The sequence below is a fragment of the Wolbachia endosymbiont (group A) of Philonthus cognatus genome, assembly GCF_947251755.1.
Lineage (GTDB): Bacteria > Pseudomonadota > Alphaproteobacteria > Rickettsiales > Anaplasmataceae > Wolbachia > Wolbachia pipientis.
Genome location: NZ_OX366388.1, coordinates 598,201 through 616,532, shown reverse-complemented (window position 1 = coordinate 616,532; position 18,332 = coordinate 598,201). Strand labels below are relative to the sequence as shown.

The 18,332-nt window shown below is 34.7% G+C and carries 13 protein-coding genes; 4 read left to right on the top strand and 9 right to left on the bottom strand.

Annotated features, from left to right (window positions below):
* Positions 1–219 precede the first annotated feature (219 nt).
* The gene (gltX, locus tag OPR21_RS03020; RefSeq protein ID WP_077188067.1) at positions 220–1,572 is read right to left on the bottom strand and encodes a glutamate--tRNA ligase; all 1,353 of its coding nucleotides are present in this window, start codon (positions 1,570–1,572) and stop codon (positions 220–222) included.
* 149 nt (positions 1,573–1,721) lie between these two features.
* Here gltX and OPR21_RS03015 point away from each other — a divergent pair, with 149 nt between their 5' ends.
* Positions 1,722–2,384, top strand: coding sequence for an ankyrin repeat domain-containing protein (locus OPR21_RS03015; protein ID WP_265030166.1), 663 nt, complete (start codon positions 1,722–1,724; stop codon positions 2,382–2,384).
* Between the two features lie 61 nt (positions 2,385–2,445).
* Positions 2,446–4,521 (top strand): acetyl-CoA carboxylase biotin carboxylase subunit, encoded by a 2,076-nt coding sequence (locus OPR21_RS03010; protein ID WP_265030165.1) that lies wholly within the window; start codon positions 2,446–2,448, stop codon positions 4,519–4,521.
* Here the strand turns inward: OPR21_RS03010 and OPR21_RS03005 are convergent.
* Genes OPR21_RS03005 through OPR21_RS02980 form a run of 6 tightly spaced genes read right to left on the bottom strand, consistent with a single transcriptional unit; the run spans position 4,470 to position 9,072 of the window.
* Positions 4,470–5,498 (bottom strand): COX15/CtaA family protein, encoded by a 1,029-nt coding sequence (locus OPR21_RS03005; protein ID WP_077188070.1) that lies wholly within the window; start codon positions 5,496–5,498, stop codon positions 4,470–4,472. The two genes, OPR21_RS03010 and OPR21_RS03005, sit on opposite strands and share 52 nt — an antisense overlap.
* Entirely contained in the window at positions 5,480–7,078 is a 1,599-nt protein-coding gene (locus tag OPR21_RS03000) for a glycosyltransferase family 2 protein (RefSeq protein WP_320157062.1), read from the bottom strand. The genes OPR21_RS03005 and OPR21_RS03000 overlap by 19 nt, the downstream gene beginning before the upstream one ends.
* 14 nt (positions 7,079–7,092) lie before the next feature.
* On the bottom strand, positions 7,093–7,569 hold the full coding sequence (locus OPR21_RS02995; protein WP_077188071.1) for a F0F1 ATP synthase subunit B family protein: 477 nt from the start codon (positions 7,567–7,569) through the stop codon (positions 7,093–7,095).
* Between the two features lie 8 nt (positions 7,570–7,577).
* Positions 7,578–8,057, bottom strand: coding sequence for a F0F1 ATP synthase subunit B family protein (locus OPR21_RS02990; protein ID WP_077188072.1), 480 nt, complete (start codon positions 8,055–8,057; stop codon positions 7,578–7,580).
* A 3-nt stretch (positions 8,058–8,060) separates the two neighbouring features.
* Positions 8,061–8,288 (bottom strand): F0F1 ATP synthase subunit C, encoded by a 228-nt coding sequence (locus OPR21_RS02985; protein WP_006014985.1) that lies wholly within the window; start codon positions 8,286–8,288, stop codon positions 8,061–8,063.
* A gap of 58 nt (positions 8,289–8,346) precedes the next feature.
* Positions 8,347–9,072: a F0F1 ATP synthase subunit A gene (locus OPR21_RS02980; protein ID WP_022626288.1), complete on the bottom strand. Its 726-nt coding sequence runs from the start codon at positions 9,070–9,072 to the stop codon at positions 8,347–8,349.
* 229 nt (positions 9,073–9,301) lie between these two features.
* Here OPR21_RS02980 and OPR21_RS02975 point away from each other — a divergent pair, with 229 nt between their 5' ends.
* Positions 9,302–9,589: a hypothetical protein gene (locus OPR21_RS02975; RefSeq protein ID WP_077188073.1), complete on the top strand. Its 288-nt coding sequence runs from the start codon at positions 9,302–9,304 to the stop codon at positions 9,587–9,589.
* Positions 9,590–9,709: 120 nt separating this feature from the next.
* On the top strand, positions 9,710–12,049 hold the full coding sequence (gene pheT, locus OPR21_RS02970) for a phenylalanine--tRNA ligase subunit beta (protein ID WP_265030163.1): 2,340 nt from the start codon (positions 9,710–9,712) through the stop codon (positions 12,047–12,049).
* Here the strand turns inward: pheT and OPR21_RS02965 are convergent.
* Both OPR21_RS02965 and OPR21_RS02960 read right to left on the bottom strand, forming a co-directional pair.
* Positions 12,040–14,787 carry a coiled-coil domain-containing protein gene (locus tag OPR21_RS02965; protein WP_265030162.1) on the bottom strand — a complete coding sequence of 916 codons (2,748 nt, stop codon included), beginning with the start codon at positions 14,785–14,787 and terminating at the stop codon, positions 12,040–12,042. The genes pheT and OPR21_RS02965 overlap by 10 nt on opposite strands.
* A 54-nt stretch (positions 14,788–14,841) precedes the next feature.
* Complete coding sequence (locus tag OPR21_RS02960; protein ID WP_077188076.1) at positions 14,842–18,210, bottom strand: class I tRNA ligase family protein; 3,369 nt, start codon at positions 18,208–18,210, stop codon at positions 14,842–14,844.
* Positions 18,211–18,332: the final 122 nt, after the last annotated feature.

Here is an 18,332-nt window from a genome sequence, read left to right as displayed (position 1 = left end):
TTTGTAAGCGCGTTCAGCTTATTTAGATAAAAATCTAGATGTAGATGAAGTTTTGTAAAGACATACAGTATCTATATACTGCAAAAAATTAAACATAAGACGCCGATACATTAAGTAATCCTTACCTTTTAATCTGCAGATTGGCGAAAGCAAATACAATAGCTTCACTGTCATGATAAAGGGGCTGGCTAAGGATGTCAAGAAATTTTCTTATTTCATTTAAATTGCTTGTAACCTTCTTATACACTCATCTTTACCAAGAATCACCATGATATCAATGATTCCAGGTGCATCCATTACTCCAGTTATAGGGGCGCGTAATGAGTGGTATACATCGCTTATTTTCATATCGTGCAATTTTGCACATTCCTTGATCTGAGAAGATAAAAAACCCTTATTCCAATTTTCATCACCGATCTTTGACAGAAATGATGCGAGTAACTTAATTATATTGAGGTTAGATTTGACAATTTGACAAGCTTCTTCACTTAAATCAAGTGGCGGATCTTGAATATAAAATTTTGCTAAATCCAATAATTCGGTCAGGTAGTTTGCTCTTTTTTTTAGCTCTGTCAGTCCCTGCAGTAAATAGCCCTTTTTTTTGTCAGTTAGAGTATTTTCTCTAAGCATTAGAGTCAGAATATCTTCATTGCTCATATTACTAATATAGTGGTTATTCAAATGCTCCAGTTTTTTGAAATCGAGCCGTGCAGGTGAACGACCAATACTTTCTAAATTAAACCACTCTATTGCTTGCTCATCGCTAATAATCTCATCGTTGCCGTGACTCCAGCCAAGTCTCAGCAAGTAATTACGCATCGCTTTTGGCAATATTCCCATCTTTTCATAATCGCAAACGCTTGTGGCACCATGCCTTTTGGATAGCTTATTCCCATCTTCCCCATGGATAAGCGGCACATGTGCAAAGCGTGGAATGTCAAAATCAAGAGCCTGGTATATTAGCAGATGTTTAAAGGTATTAGTGAGATGGTCAGAGCCACGTATTATATCAGTTATTCCAGCATCATGATCGTCAACTACTACGGCAAAAATATATGTTGGAGTGTTATCAGAGCGTAAGATCACTATATCATCAAGCTGCTCGCTACTTACTTTGATTTGGCCGTATATTTTATCATCAATGACGATCTCTTGCGAGTCTGGCACTTTAAAGCGGACAACAGGCTTTACGTTTGATGTCACACTAATACATTTGTGCTTATATATTTTTCCTTCTTCTCTCGCTTTTATTTTCCTTTCTGTCTCAGGGCAATAACAGTGATACGCCCTACCCTTCTCAACTAAAAGGTTTGCTACTTCTTTATGCCGCTCTATTCTTTTTGACTGATATACTATTTCCCCATCATAGCTCATACCGAGCCATCTTAGCCCTTCTATAATTGCATCAATTGCTTCTTGCGTTGAACGTTTTCTGTCGGTGTCTTCAATTCTCAGCAAAAACTTGCCACCATGATGCTTTGCATAGAGCCAATTAAATAACGCAGTGCGGGCCCCTCCAATATGCAAAAACCCTGTGGGTGATGGAGCGAATCTAGTGACTACGTCTGGCATATTTGTCTATTACAGTAATATAAATGATGATAGCTAAAATTTATGTTTGTAACAATTTAGAATTTATTTATTCTGAGAGATAAAATCTACTTGTTTTTCGTAAGTTATGTTGTATAATTTAGTGTTGGTTAAATATAGCGAGGTATGTTATGGCTGACTTATTTGAAGTTGCAAAAGCAAGAAATAAAGATGAATTTGTCAGAATTTGCACAGAGAATGTTGCTTATGCAGCTAAGCATAGGCTTGATGAAAATGGGAACCCATTTCATATAGCAGCAAGTCAAGAAATTCTGCTACCTGCACTCAAAGAGATTATGAGAAATTTGGAAGAAGGTACTAAGAGTAAGGTTAAAAAAGCAGAAGAAGCTAAAAATTGGAAAGAATCAGAAAGATTAAAAGAGAAACTTAAGGATAATAAGAGATATATTAAAGAAGCACTCTGTGATAAAAGCTGCATTCTTCATGGGAGAGTAGCGGTAGCTCCTCTTTATTTTTTAAATGCTGCAGAACGGGAAGAAGCTAAGCAAATTGCAGGTATAAAGGGCGGTTTTATATGTAATAGCAAATTTCATTTGTGCTTATACATAATAGGAGCTATAGCGTGTATTGCTGCCTTATGTTTATCCTTGTACTTTTTATTTTTGGTTTCTCAATCTCTTGCACTAGCTTCAGTAGCTATAATAGCTTCTGGAGGATCTACATGTTTGTTGTTTAAGGCATGTAACGGGATATACGGCTTGTATGATGAAAGTACTATAGTGACAGATCCTGATGTTATGCAACTTTTAAATAGTGATTTAGCTGTAGCATGAAGCTAAAAATTACTTGCAGGCAATAATTTACTTTCTCAACTTAAGAAAGTATACTCATACGATGACGGAAAAGAAGTACAGTAAGATTTTAATAGCAAACAGAGGAGAGATTGCCTGCAGGATTATCAGAACTGCTCGTAGGATGGGTATATCTTGTGTATGCATATATTCGGATGCAGATGTAAATTCTGTGCATGTAAGACAAGCAGATGAGTCAAGATATATCGGCCCTTCGCCATCTTGCCTCAGTTACTTAAACATTGAAAAAATATGTGAAGTAGCAGTTGAAACAGGTGCTGAGGCGGTTCATCCTGGCTATGGTTTTTTAGCAGAAAATCCAGATTTTCCACGTGCTCTTCAAAAACATAATATAGACTTCATCGGCCCCAGTGCAGAAACAATAGAAGTTACAGCCAACAAAATAACAGCAAAAGAAGCTGCAAAAAAAGCTGGAGTGAATGTAGTGCCAGGATATATGGGTAAGATCAGCGATGCTGCCCACGCAGCTCAAGTTGCTAAAGAGATCGGTTTTCCCGTTATGCTTAAAGCTGCATCAGGCGGTGGTGGCAAAGGAATGCGAATTGTAAACTCCAAAAAAGAAATTGAACTAGCATTTACATCAGCCACAAATGAAGCAGAGAAAAGTTTTAAGGATGGCAGTATCTTTATAGAGAAATATATAGAGTTGCCAAGACATATTGAAATACAAATCATAGCAGATAAATATGGCAATATAGTTTGTCTTGGAGAAAGAGAATGCTCGATACAAAGGAATAATCAGAAAATAATAGAAGAAACGCCAAATCCATTCATTAGTGAAGAAGTAAGACAAAAAATGTATGTTCAATGTGTTTCTCTGGCAAAGCAAGTTGGCTATTTTTCAGCAGGCACTGTTGAGTTTGTTGTAGATAAAGACCAAAACTTCTATTTTCTTGAGGTAAATACGAGATTGCAAGTTGAGCATCCAGTAACAGAATTTATAACTGGAATAGACATAGTAGAAGAAATGATTAGAACTTCCTGTGGAGAGAAATTGAGATTCAATCAGGATGATATTAAACTTACTGGTTCTGCAATAGAAAGTAGAATTTGCGCTGAAGACCCATCGAAGAAATTTTTCCCTTCCAGCGGAAGAATAAAATATTACGATAAACCGGGTGAAAATGATTATGTAAGAATAGATGATGGAGTTGCTGCAGGTTCAGAAATTAGCATGTTCTATGATTCGATGATTGCCAAAGTGATAACATATGGAAAAGATAGAGTAGAAGCGATCAGCAGAATGCAAAAAGCATTGTCTGAATGCTATATAGAAGGAGTAACAAATAATATAGAATTTCTAGAATCCATCTTCCATCACCCAAATTTTATCGCAGCAAAGCTCCATACGAGATTCATTCCAGATCATTACCCTAGTGGGTTTCACGGCGATTTTGTTACAGAGGAGTATATTAAAATATTTATTTTCACTGCGTTATATGTTCATTTGGAAAATGAAGAAAGGTACCATCATAAAGCAGTGAATGAAACATCTCAGGTGTCATTCCAGTGCGTGACACTGGAATCTAGTAAAAAAGAAGGGGCACCAGTATCAGCTACTCGGATGGCAGGTGACCGTGCAAGAGATTTATTCATAGTGAATATAAATGACAATGAGTACTCCGTAAATGCAAAATACCAAGATAATATATTAATAACGGTATATAATCACAATAAATACTCCGTTATAGGCAAGTGGAAATCAAGTTATAGATTGCTATATATCACAATTAATGACGATACCAATATAGCACTTAAAATAGAAAGACAAGGCAGCAAGTACTTCATAAGACATGCAGGTATGAAAGCTGAGTGTTGTATATTAAAACCTCATGTAGCTGAATTAAGTAAGTTAATGCTAAATAATGAAACAGAAGGGATTTCAGCAGATGCTGTAAAATCCCCAATATCTGGTTTATTAGTTAAATTGCACGTAAATGTAGGAGATCAGGTGGAAATAGGACAACCTTTATTTGTGGTGGAGGCAATGAAAATGGAAAATATCATATGTGCTGAAGCAGCAATGGTGATAAAAAATATTCCCGTTCAAGAAGGAAAAAATGTGCAGATTGGTGATGTAGTCTGCTTCCTTAAATAACACAAGAAGTATAAACTTGACCCAAACAAGATAAATGAAAACACTTGATGAGCTATGGCAATGGCTATCGGTATGTGCAATAATAGAGTAATTACACCTAAAATGATCTGAATGACGACGGAGAGCAGCATAATATATACCGGTTTTATGCTAGCATTTTTTATTGTGAGTATTACTACCAAAGTTAGTATTAGCAATGCCAGTGCTCGATGTATAAATTGCACTGTCGCTCTGTTCTCAAAGATATTCAGCCATATAGGCTGTAAGAAAAATAAATCTTCTGGAACGATTTGTCCGTCCATTAGTGGAAAGGTATTGTAAATCAAACCAGCATTTAATCCTGCAACAAATGCACCGAAAATTATTTGTATTACAATTAGGACCAAAATCATCCTTGCGTAGTATATAGTGTTACCACTAACCTTAAGTTTTGTTTGTTGTGGCCTTATCTGATAATCAAAAAATTGATATGACAATAATGCAAAGATAACTAATGCTAATAATAAGTGAAGTGCGAGCCTATAGTGGCTAACATGAGGCTTGGCTACCAAGCCGCTTTTTACCATATACCAACCAGCAAAAGCTTGTAAAGCTCCAAATAATAATGCCACACATAGCTTTATTACTACCTTTTTAGATATTTTTCTTCTTAATATGAAATATATAAATGGCAGGACAAAAACTAAACCTGTTAGTCTTGCAACCAATCTGTGTACATATTCTATTAAGTATATAGCGCGAAACTCCTCCATACTAATACCATAGTTAAGTGCTTTATATTCAGGTGTAGCTTCGTATTTTAATTTTTCTTGTAGCCAGTCTTGTTCACTCAGTGGTGGTAATGTTCCAGTAATTGGTTTCCACTCTGTGATTGACAATCCTGCTTTTGAAAGTCTGGTAAATCCACCAATCCCTACCATGAGAATTACCATGACCGAGCAGAGAAAAAGCCAAATAGCTACAGGTTTTGCTTCCATAAACCATGCTGAGTTTTGTTCCATCGCTCAGGGTAAAGAATAAATTCCCATAAGGCAAGAAAAGCTGCAACACTATGTAGCAGACTATAGACCGGAAAAAATATCGATACTATATAAAAATAAAAAGGCATCTTTTGCTGTTTGACAGCTATTACCAAAAGAATCAGGTTAGTAACGTATACCACTACAAAGTAGTACAAAAATAATTCATTTAAAACTTTAGTTAATATCAATGAAAGCAGTAAAAATGGAGTAGTAAAAAATATAAAAGCTGCAGAGCCAACAAAAAGATTCAATAGCAAAATTCCCTTAAATCCAGTGTGTTTATAAAGTGACTTTATATTTTTTAAATGAACAATATAAGTTTGCATATAGCCTTTGATCCAGCGCGCTCTTTGCTTAATCCAAGCAAATACAACAATTGGTGACTCTTCCAATGTTTCTGAGTCAATCATCCTGGTTTTATATCCCATTTGCGCAAGTCTCAAACCGAGGTCAGCATCTTCGGTAACACTGTAAGCATCCCAGAAAAACACTTTTTTTAGAATTTTTACTGAAAAATGATTACTGCTACCACCCAAAGGCATCGGCATGTTCATTTTTTGGAATCCAGGCAATAAGTATTGAAACCAGTTCATATACTCCAGAGAAAAGAATTTTGTGAGAAAATTATAATCACAATTGTAGTAATTTAATTTCGCCTGTACACAGGCAAGCTTATCGTCGTCCTTATTAAATTCAATCAGTGCTTTTTTTAACTGCAATGGGTCTGGTTTATCGTCCGCATCATATATTACTGCATACTTTCCTCTAGCAAAGCTCATAGCATAATTGCATGACTTGGCTTTTGTTCTAGGCAAAGAATGAGGCACTTTTATTACTTCAAAATACTGCGGTAAAGTGTACTTTTCTATAGCTGCTAGCGTTTCTTGGTCATCACTTTCTACCTGAAGCTTCACATCTAATTTTGATTTTGGATAATCCAAACTTTCAATGCTTTCGATCAATTGCTCTGTCACTGCACTTTCTTTAAAAGCAGGCAATAAAATAGTATATATAGGAAAATCTTCTTCATTCAGCTTACTATAATCCACTTTTTGGTTGGAGGTTTCACATAAGCTAAAAACTGTAGCTATAAACTTGAATAAATAACTAGAACATCCGATTATAAATATCAACATCAAAGCAAAATATGTATATTTCTCTGTTAGTGTTAAAATTGAAGTTACAATAAAGAAAGAAGCAAAAAATATTGAGCTTAGTTTAATGCTTTTAGCTGAAAAATTAGGATTCTTGTAATATAAGTAGTTGCTTGCAAATTCTGAAATACCAAAGTGCGAGTTAAGAAGATTTAAAATCTGTTCGCTATCCACTTTTATTAATACATAGTCAATACCGTAATGAGCTTCGACCCAACGGTTGATATCTCGGCTTGTGTCTTCAACCATAAAAAAAGTAGTATTATTTAATTTTTGCCAAGGAATTATATTAAATTTATAGTAAAAAAGTTTCTCTGGCTCTTTGCACAAACTAGAATCAAACTTAATTTTTTCTACATTATCAGCTTGAAGTATAGGCAATTGTTGCATTGAACCTAATGCAATTTTTTATTTAAGTCACGTGAAAATGAAGATATGACCTCGCTACTACGCTTATCATCTTTACGTTCATGCATTATTTTTTTTACAGCATCAGCAGCTATATTCACTGTGTTAGTCTGTAAATCCCCAAGAGCTTTTTCAACTTGGTCAGTGACTTTCTTCAAGTTAGAATGGGCATTGTCATCTAATGTCTGATCTAGCTGCTGTCTATTGTGCTTAATGATACTATTAGCTTTATCAAGTGCTTCATTCATCATTTTATTAACTTCTGCATCTAATTCTTTGTATTTTTTAGAAGATTTTTTGTAATACTCCAACATATCTTTCCTGAATTTTTCAGTTTCTTCACTTGAAAATTTGCTTTTGTTACGCTTATTGTTAAGCGCATTTTTTATCACTTTCTTTAGCAATTTATACGAAAGGACAAAACTTACCAAGAAGGCAAGACCGATAATCAGTGATGTAGACATAAAAACCCCTAAAATTCTTTGGACACCAAGTCAGCAATAAATTCCTCTTCAATTTCAGAATTAGTCAATTTAGTATAATAAATTAAAGCAATACTAGTAGCCATTTGTTTTAACTGATCAGTATATTCAGATTTAAATTCTGCCACTTTTTTTTCAATAAGCTTGCTCTTTTTTTTGTCTTCCTCTTCTAATATATTCTTAACATTAGCTCTCATTTCTTCTACCTGAGCAAGTGCATCATCTATGATTTTTTTTGCCTGTATTCTAGCTTGGTTTAAAGCGGCATTATACTTGGCAATCTGCTCTTCCGTGAGTCTTAAAAGATGAACAGAACTATTAAAAGAACCCAATACTTCTTTACTTCTAGTGCTTATTATTTTATCTAACTTTGGTAAAAATAAACAACTTACCACGAAAAAAAGTGAAGAGAAAAAAATTAAAAACCAAAAAACTTGAGAAAAGAAGGTTGAAACATCAAGCTGTGGCATCTGTTAAGCAGCAAATATTAATAACATTGCAAGTACAAACGCAAGCAATCCCATGATTTCAACCATGGCAGCACCAATATAAACATAACTTTTCATTTTACCTTCTGATTCAGGGTTTCTCGCAATCCCATTTAACATAGCAGAAAAGATATTAGCTATACCTAAACCAGCACCGAGCATTCCAAACACAGCTAAACCAATTGCTATAAACTTTAAAGCTACTAAATCCATATATTACCTTTAATTTTTCTTTATAATATAATTGTAAAATATTCTACAAGGAAGTCAATTACTTTACTGCATCTGACAAATATACACATGTTAATATAGTAAATATATAAGCTTGTAAAATTGCAACAAATACTTCAAATCCTATCAATGCAATTATGAACAAAAACGGCGCAGGAGTGAAAAATATGTTCATATTTACAATAAACCCTGCTATCACTTTGATGATTGTATGACCAGCAATCATATTTGCTGCAAGCCTTATTGATAGGCTAACCGGCCTTACTAAATAAGCAAACAACTTAATAATAATTATTATAGGTGCAAGCCACGAAGGAGTTCCTTTTGGTAGCAATATGCGTAAAAATTCTACTCCCCTTTCTTTAAATCCAACAATCGTTATATAAATAAAAACCACCATCGATAAAGCGAAGGTGACTATCACATGACTTGTGACCGTGAAACTATAAGGAAGAACACCAACTAAATTACACGATAAAATGAAAATAAATACTGTGAATATCAATGGAATGTGCTGCAAGCCTTTGCTTCCAGTGTTATTTTCTATTATTGAAATAACAAAATCATATACATACTCAACTGCAGCTTGCAAATATCCTGGTATTACTGACCCCTTCTTTATTCCAAAAAGCAAAAAGAGTATCATCAATATCACCGAAATCATCGTGAAAAAAGATGAATTGGTAAAGCTTACGTCATACCCAAATAACCTAGGTAACTCTATTATTGTATATACTTTAAATTGCTCTAGCGGATTTAACGCCATTTTGACCCTATGTACTTGAACTATAACAGTAAATAAAGTATGAATTTTATAGGACAAAGTCAAGGGTTAAGATAAGGCTCTGTGTTATTATAACATTGATACATTAACAAAATATGTAATTAGAGTGTTAATTACAGTCAGCTCTGTATTTTAAAATTTACTAATCTTATTAAATTATTTAACTTAACATCTTATTTTAATTATAATTTAATTTTTAGTGAGGTATATAATGAACGAAATAGATTTTATTAACGCTAATCATCCTTTAAATTTAGAGCAGGAATTTGGTAACGGATACATCAAATTGACAGATGGTTCCTTTAACGAATATACTGGCCATTATCAAATAGGAAGCGAAATACTAGATGAAAGCCATAATATGATAGGAGACTTAACTATAGATGGCTACATTCATAGCTTCCATGCAGATACCCACAATATGAATCTTAAATCCTTTACGGAGATAGATTTAAAAGGTGATATAAAGAAGATAAATTCTCTTTACAAGAAGATATAAAGTTACAAAAACTTCTGCATCATTGCTTGTGATACAGAAGTCACTTTTCATTCCACTACAATAAGCTTTAAAATCACTACATTTTACATTACAATAACTTTTTCACTTCTTTTTAGGTCCATGAAATTCACATTATCTTGGTTATTAGAACACTTAGAAACCAATGCTAGTTTAGAAGAAATTACCGATAAATTAACTCACATAGGGTTAGAAGTAGAAGATGTGATCGATAATTCCAGATTGACTGGGTTTATTGTTGCAGAGGTATTAGAAGTCGTACCTCATCCAAATGCTGATAAATTAAAATTATGTAAAGTAAATGATGGAAGTAAAATTCTACAAATAGTCTGTGGAGCAAACAATGTTAGAGAAGGTATGAAAACTGTACTTGCATCTCTTGGTAGCACGTTGCCAGAAAGTGATCTCACAATTAAGTCCACAAAAATACGAGGAATGCTAAGTGAAGGGATGCTCTGCTCTGCTTCTGAACTTGCGCTGGTTCAAGAGGAAAGTGAAGGAATAATCGAGCTTTCCGATGATTATAAAGTAGGGGATAAATTTTTCAATTGTGACCCTGTAATTGATATAAATGTTACTCCAAACCGTGGAGATTGCTTAGGCATTTATGGAATAGCTCGCGACCTTGCTGCAACTGGAATTGGGACATTAAAGACTTTAAGCATTCCACAACTTACCAGCTCCATAAATTCACCAATCGATGTTGAAGTTACTGACGGGGAAAGTTTTATTAGTGGAATATACATCGCCAATGTAAAAAATCAAGAAAGCCCAAAATGGTTAAAAGATAGGCTGGAATCGATAGGAATGCGCTCCATTTCTGCAATAGTTGATATCACGAACTATATTATGATATCTTTCAGCCGCCCAATGCACGCGTATGATGCAAAAAAAATAGAAGGAGAGCTCACAGTACGCAAAGCAAACGACGGAGAAAAATTTGCTGGTTTGAACGGTAAAGAATACTTATTAAACAAAGACATAAGCGTTATTGCAGGTGATAAAAATATTCATGGAATTGCTGGAATTATAGGTGGTAAGTGCAGTGAATGTACTCTTGAAACTACTGATATCTTTTTAGAGTCTGCTTGGTTCGATCCCATCTCTATTACTAAATCTTCAAGGCAGCTCGGCATCTCCACAGACGCTAGTTACAGATTTGCACGTTCAGTTGATCCTGGATTTACTTTTGATGGACTCAACCTTGCAGCTAAAATGATTCTGGACTTATGTGGTGGAGAAACCTCAAGCGTAGTGTCTGCTGGCAGTTTAGATAGTGCTGACACCAAGGTGAGCTTTGATTATCAGGATGTGAACAAGTTTGGAAGTGTGTCTGTATCGCCTGATGAGGTGCTTGATATCTTAACGAAACTAGGGTTTAGTATTGATAAAAAAACCGAAGGCAATTGGAATGTACAAGTACCAAGCTGGAGACCGGACGTGACAATACCTGCTGACCTAATCGAAGAAGTAACAAGGATATACGGCTATGACAAAATAAAAGAAGAACCACTACCAAATAATGTTGAAGAAGTAGATAGTACATACGACAATTTGCGTATTTTGATGACAAACAGAGGGTTTCATGAAGTGCTAACCTGGTCGTTTATGAGTGAATCAACAGCTGAAAAATTTGGTTACTCGAATAAGTTATTTATCATCGATAATCCGTTTAACAATAGCTTTAATATAATGAGACCAAGTATTATGCCAAATTTATTGCAAGTTACTGCTGATAATATTGCCCATGGAATATCTGATCTTGCAATCTTCGAAATTGGGCCGATTTACGATGGTGAAGCTCGGTCTAAACATGTTTTAAGTGGGATAAGAACAGGAAATAATTTACCGCGAAACCATTATAATACTGATAGAAAAGTAGATGTTTTTGACGCAAAGGCTGATTGCATAGCAGCTTTGGAGTTTTTTAACGTCAATTGTGATAATTTAACGATAGAGAGAGCAGAAAAAGAACATTATCACCCAGGAAAGTCAGGCACTCTCTCTTTTAAGAATAAAGTAGCAGGTTATTTTGGAGAGTTGCATCCTAATATATTAGATCTTTTTGATATCAAGCAAAAAGTTGTAGGTTTTGAGGTGATATTAGAAAATATTGAAAATTTACCTGTAAGTAGAAAGAAATTTATCGATTATAAATACCAAAGTGTAAAACGTGATTTTGCATTTATTGTAAATAAGGATGTGAAAGTAGGTAACATAATCAATGTGGTAAAAAAAAGCTCAGAGCTCATCACAGAAGTTTTAGTATTTGACGTATACCATGGAAATAATATAGAATCGAATAAGATGTCTATAGCATTGTCAGTTACTTTCTGCTCTCCAACTCACACTTTAACTGAAAAAGAGATCCAAAAAGAATCAAGTGCTATAGTTAATTTAGTATGTGAAAATACCGAAGGAACTTTGAGAACTTATCGTTGAGTCACAATCATAGTTTCCTGCCGTTGCTGTGTCACACTTACTTCATCCAATTTATTTCCAATATTGAATTCAATATCCTTGAAAAATCCATCCCACATTCCATGCAAATGCTCTTCTATTTTAGGCCACACATCATTTTTAAATGTTACCCCATCATCAGAAAATAAATTACCTAAAAAGGCTCCAATACCTTCATAATTTGACTGAAAACATTGAAGAAATGTCTCTCCTTCTTTATAAGTATTATGTGCCACATTTAACGCTTTTCTCTCTGTAGTCTCTTTATAAGCATTTGATGCTCCAATCTTTATTGCACCAAACATAACTTTACTCCAGTTCTTAACTTTCTGTATACAACCTTCACTATTTCCTGGTATATTATTTATTATATCTTTTGTCAAATTATCTATCAAAGGAGACAATAAACCTTGATAAAAGTGCTTGATATTATTTTTTGTTTTTATCACAGGACTTTTTATGCATTTTTCTGCCAAATAGTATTCAAGTTCCGCTTCCTCTAACAACTTCTTAACTGCTTCTTCGTTAAAAGTTTCACGCTCGAACTCCTTCAGTAAATCATCCTCTATTATTGCAAACTTTATTTTTTCGCGAGATTCTAGTTCTTCTATATAATCATTTTTTGTTTCTTCATTTATCAACAATCCTTTTTCTTCTAATTCTAACTGTTTTAATGCTTTGAGAATTTCTTGGTTATTTTTCAAATGCTTCTCTATTAATTTTGTACTTGGATGCTGTTCTCCTTTCCTATTTCGCTCACCTTCTAAATATTTGTTTAAATCCTCATTTTCTTCTATTACTTTCCTTAACGATATAGGTTGCTCTAAGCATTCTGCAATTTCCGCTCGGTGCGCATTAATCCTCTGTACTAAATCCGGCTCCTTTTCCTCTAACAGCTTACATGAATCCTCTATACCCTTTGCTTGGCCTTTGAGTACATTTTGTTTTTTGCATTTCGTTATTTCTAAATATATCTTTGCTACAAAAGCATTTACTTTATCTGAAGCTTCTTTTAAATTCTCACTCAAAGAACCTTTTATCTCCTTTTCTAAATCCCGAAACTGGTCTATTAAGCTGAGCATGCCTAATAGGCCTAACTCACCCTTGGCTTTTTTCATTACTGATTTTACTAGCCTTTGCTCAACTTCTTGATCATCATACTCGAACTTAAAAAGACCTTCTAACCTTCTTCTTAAAACATCACCTGCTAAATTATTCTTTTTTACATCTCCATATATTTCTTTCAATTTTTCATGTATCCTAATATATCTTTTTTGTCCTTCTTTTTTTAAAAGATTAATCTCTTCTTTAGCATTACCTAGAGCTGTCTCTGTTTCTCTACTATGTATATATTTATAAACATCAATAATTGCTCTCTTAGCTATCTTCCCTTCTTCTTTAAGCCGCTTCCATTCTGCTTTAAATATAGGAAGCTCACTATCATCTAAAACATCCGGTACTTTTGCTCCTGCTTTTTTCAGATCTCTTATTATCACTTCTTTCTCACCTGGTAATTCCTTACCTTGACTCTCTAATTCCTGTCTCACTAAAGAATTTTTTATCTCATCTTCCAGTGAAAAACCTTCTTTCCGTCTATCCAGCTGAAACCTAACTGCTTGTATAAAGGCAACTTGATAGGCGTTGTATATTAAGTGAGTTGTCAACTTAAAATCTATGCTACTTACCACTTTTAACCTGAATTCGTCCAACAATTCCTTCAATTTATCATATGTAATCTCTTTCTTTTCTAGCTTTATCAGTTCTTCCATAGTCTTCGCAAATTCTTGAATAGAAGTTGCAAGCACATCCTTGATTTCATTGCGTAAGGGCTTAAGACCATTTTTTAAATTGATGTTAGTTGACAATTTCAGTACGATGCTATGCTCTGAATCCCGCGTCACATCAAACCACTTGTTATTTTCATTTTCATACAAATCTCTAAGCAATCGTTTAAATTGCGGTGGAAATTCTATTTCCATATCCCACGCAATATTTGGTCCAGTAACTTCCTTTTCATGAAAAGACACCTCAATATTTTGATGCTTATTAGAATACCGCCCCATACTTATTTTAAGAGCAGTAACTAAAGAGTGAGATAAATCTCTATTTAAAAGATAAAAAGTAGCCAAAGCAATTGTTGCAGGAATAAGTAATGCTGCAAGCATAGCTATATTAACAAGAATCACTATTGCAGCAAGAACACCATATGCCAGTCTTTTTGCTGTACTTTCACTTACTTCACTTTTTTTTGTTTTATTCTCCTCTGAACTGATTTGTGTCTTATCATTTGTTTTTAATTTATTATATACGGCTAATCCTAACGCAGTGAAAACTATATAAGGAAACATTAAAACTGATAGAGCTAAATTTAATACTTTCTTCTCCGGGCAAGCTCGATTTACCTCTTTAAATATTCTACTTGATATATTATACCAAGAAGTAAAAAAATCAGAGTTATAATCTTTATAATGAAATATACTGAGTGGAACGTTAAAATTAGCTAACGGCTCTTGTTCTTCCACAGCATCAAAAAATTCTTCTTCCTCTTCTGAAGTAGCAAGACCTAAATCATTCCCTTCTTCTACATTAGAAACAGCTTCCATAGCATCAAAAGACTCTTCCTCTTCCAAAGTAACATTGGAAATAGATTCTACTTTACCTAAATCATCACTATTGTTATTTAAGTCAACAACTTTCTTACAATCTACAACAGCATTCATACCATAACCTTATCCAATTACCTTAAGTATAGCACAAACACTGACGATTTTCAACTACTGACAATCTAACTTAATACCAACACTTAAATCCTGATATTCCTTAGAATAAAAGTTAGTTCCAATTTCTGTATTAATTTCTAAAGATAAGGAAAGAGTCTGCTCTTTTATGTATTCACTCCATTTACTTGTCGCTTTCCTAATTTTCTCATCTTTTGTTTTTATGATCACCTTAATTCGATCAGATATATGAAAATCAGCTTGTTTCCTAGTTTCCTGAATAAGTCTCACGACATCTCTTGCAAGCCCCTCTAGAATTAATTCATCATTTAAAGTGGTGTTCAGAATCACAATTCCTCTGTTATTATCAAACACGGAGGAAAATTCACTGTTTGCTTTTAACAATAGTTCATATTCGCCTTTTTTTATAGTATAGTTCTCTGTTTCATCTCCGAGGAATATTTGCTCATTTTCAACTTGCCACCATTTCCCCTCTTTGACATATTGAACTAGTTTCTTAATTTTATCTGGAACTCTTCTTCCAAGCACAGGAAAATTTAATTTTAACTCTAGTGATGCAATACCTTCGAGCCTGTTTACTAACTCTAGCTTTTTTACATTTACCTCATCTTTTATCATCTCCTGGTACTCATTTGAATCTGCAGCACACTGGATCCCAGTGTCAGCTACTTGGATAACAGGAGAGAACTCTGGGATGACAGAAAGCGGTTCACCTTCAAGAAAACTACAGGAAGACTGATGATAAATGATCATACTGCCAAGCGGCTGTCTGATACGTATATTAAAAGTGTTTCTGATCGAAAGTGCAGAGTTGCACACCTCTCTCACTAGATCCATCTTGGCAATGAGCTGACTATCAAACTTCTCTAATTGTGGAAAATTAGCCAAATGAACAGATGTTTCTTCATACTTAAGCCCTTGCCATATATTCTCTGTTATAAGTGGCAACAAAGGAGCTGCAGCTCTTAGTATGTAATAAAAAACCGTATATAGAACATTATAAGCATCAGTTTTATCCTGATCCAAATCACTTTTCCAAAAACGCTCGCGACTGCGACGAATATACCAATTATTTAGCACTTCAAAAAAGTTCATTAAAATTTTGCAAGCCTCTTGGGAGTTATAGCTATTCATAGAAGCTTGGATACTTTCTATAGCTTCAAAACATTTGGAAATCATGTAGTGATCAATAGTACTTTGATAATCCTTACAAACTTCAGCTTTAATTCCATCTGCATTTGCATACATAGTAAAAAAGTGATAACTGTTCCAAATAGGTTTTATTACGTTTTTCAGAACATCTCGTATTGAGTTTCCCTCTTTATCAAGCAGCAAATTACCACCACAAACAATAGATCCAGAAAGCATAAGAAAACGCAGTGCATCAGAACCATATCTATCAAAAACCTCCATTGGATCTGCATAGTTATTCAAACGTTTGGACAACTTTTGCCCTTTTACATCCAAAACAACACCGTGGCATATGCAGTTCTTAAATGGTTCCCTATCAAACAAAGCAGTGGACAATACAAAGAGCGTATAAAACCACCCCCTGGTTTGCGCTATGTATTCAGTGATAAAATCCGCAGATTCAAACCACTCCTTATTTTCAAACGGATAGTGGATTTGCGCAAATGGCATCGAGCCAGATTCAAACCAGCAGTCAAACACGTCAGGTACACGGCGCATAACTGATTTTCCTGTTGGATCATCAGGATTTGGTCTTGTTAAAGTATCGATAAATGGTCTGTGCAAGTCGTCTATTTTAACATTAAAATCTCTCTCCAGTTCTTCTATTGAACCATATACATCTACTCTTGGATATCTCGCATCATCTGATTTCCATACAGGGATTGGCGTACCCCAGAATCGATTGCGTGAAATTGACCAGTCGTGTGCCCCTTCAAGCCATTTTCCAAATTGACCATCTCTAATGTGGTTTGGTATCCAATTAACTCTCTTATTTAGCTCTACCATTCTGCTTTTGAATTTTGTAACAGCAACATACCAAGAAGGCATAGTGCGATAGATCAAAGGAGTGTCAGTTCTCCAGCAGTGTGGATAATTGTGAATATATTGTTCAGTTTTAAACCAATTCCCTTGCTCTTTTAATTTTTTTATTACTGTATCATTGGTATCAAAAACATGAACCCCTGCCAAATCTGAAATTTCAGCAGTAAATTTTCCACTGTTATCAATTGGACAAATAACTGGAATATCATGACTTTGGCAAAGGTAAAAATCTTCCTCACCAAATCCAGGAGCAGTGTGTACAACGCCAGTACCATCTTCTCCTGTAACATAATCAGCAACAAAAACACGGAATGCATTCTTTGTATCTTTAAAGTAATCAAACAGCGGCTTATAGGAAAGATCTACAAGATCATCTGCTTTAAATTTTATATTGCAGTTTTCATATGGAATATTGCTTTGTTCACAGTGGCTGACAAATTTCCCTAAATAACTTTCAGCGAAGATGTAAACTTCATCGTTAACTAGATCTTTTGCATTATCCCCTGTCATCCCAGTAGCCCCCTCCCCTGTCATCCCAGTGCTTCGACACTGGGATCCAGAAATAGATTCCAGCGTCACGCGCTGGAATGACATCAAAGGGTGGACTGACACTGCACAATACTTAATATCTTTTCCTATTGCTAAAGCCAAGTTGCTCGGCAACGTCCAGGGAGTTGTAGTCCAAGCAAGTAATTTACACTTTCGTTTAACACTTTTAAACTGCTGTGGGTTTTCTAAAAGCTCAAATGCAACAGTTACAGCTTTGCTAGTCTTTTCTCTATACGCGTTATCTAGTCTTGTTTCAAAATTAGACAATGGAGTTTCGCACGCCCAGCTATATGGAACAACGCGCACTGATTCATACACTAGACCCTTATCATAAAGCTGCTTGAATGCCCACATGACCGACTCCATGAATGATTTATCCATGGTCTTATAGTCATTGTGAAAATCTACCCATCTTGCTTGTCTATTGACATATTTTTCCCACTCTGATGAAAATTTCATCACAGAAGTACGGCAATGATCGTTAAATTTATCTATACCAAACTTCTCTATCTCAGTTCTACCAGATATTCCAAGTTCTTTTTCTGCACCCATCTCAGCCGGCAATCCATGGCAATCCCAGCCAAATCTACGTTCAACCCTTTTTTGAAGCATAGTTTGATATCTTGCAAATGCGTCTTTGATGAAACCAGTGAGTAAATGTCCATAATGCGGAAGTCCATTTGCAAACGGAGGCCCATCGTAAAAGACAAAACAATTATCCTTGGAACGTTCTTCAACTGACCGCTCAAAAACTTTGTTTTCCTGCCAAAATTTTATGATTTCCTTTTCTAACGATGAAAAATCAGGACTACTTACTGTATCAGGATAATGCTTTGACTTCATGTTCGCTATGTAAAACTAAAGAATATAGGGCTTTCTGAAAAATTACAAATTCAAAAATATTTCCGTAGCTCACACCCCAACAAACTATTCTGCCGAGTTTCCAATACCTTTTTTTAAGTTTT

Coding starts and splice junctions, on each gene's coding strand:
- gltX (WP_077188067.1), bottom strand. CDS start 1,572: ATGCCAGACGTAGTCACTAGATTCGCTCCATCACCCACAGGGTTTTTG.
- OPR21_RS03015 (WP_265030166.1), top strand. CDS start 1,722: ATGGCTGACTTATTTGAAGTTGCAAAAGCAAGAAATAAAGATGAATTT.
- OPR21_RS03010 (WP_265030165.1), top strand. CDS start 2,446: ATGACGGAAAAGAAGTACAGTAAGATTTTAATAGCAAACAGAGGAGAG.
- OPR21_RS03005 (WP_077188070.1), bottom strand. CDS start 5,498: ATGGAAGCAAAACCTGTAGCTATTTGGCTTTTTCTCTGCTCGGTCATG.
- OPR21_RS02995 (WP_077188071.1), bottom strand. CDS start 7,569: ATGTCTACATCACTGATTATCGGTCTTGCCTTCTTGGTAAGTTTTGTC.
- OPR21_RS02990 (WP_077188072.1), bottom strand. CDS start 8,057: ATGCCACAGCTTGATGTTTCAACCTTCTTTTCTCAAGTTTTTTGGTTT.
- OPR21_RS02985 (WP_006014985.1), bottom strand. CDS start 8,288: ATGGATTTAGTAGCTTTAAAGTTTATAGCAATTGGTTTAGCTGTGTTT.
- OPR21_RS02980 (WP_022626288.1), bottom strand. CDS start 9,072: ATGGCGTTAAATCCGCTAGAGCAATTTAAAGTATATACAATAATAGAG.
- OPR21_RS02975 (WP_077188073.1), top strand. CDS start 9,302: ATGAACGAAATAGATTTTATTAACGCTAATCATCCTTTAAATTTAGAG.
- pheT (WP_265030163.1), top strand. CDS start 9,710: ATGAAATTCACATTATCTTGGTTATTAGAACACTTAGAAACCAATGCT.
- OPR21_RS02965 (WP_265030162.1), bottom strand. CDS start 14,787: ATGAATGCTGTTGTAGATTGTAAGAAAGTTGTTGACTTAAATAACAAT.
- OPR21_RS02960 (WP_077188076.1), bottom strand. CDS start 18,210: ATGAAGTCAAAGCATTATCCTGATACAGTAAGTAGTCCTGATTTTTCA.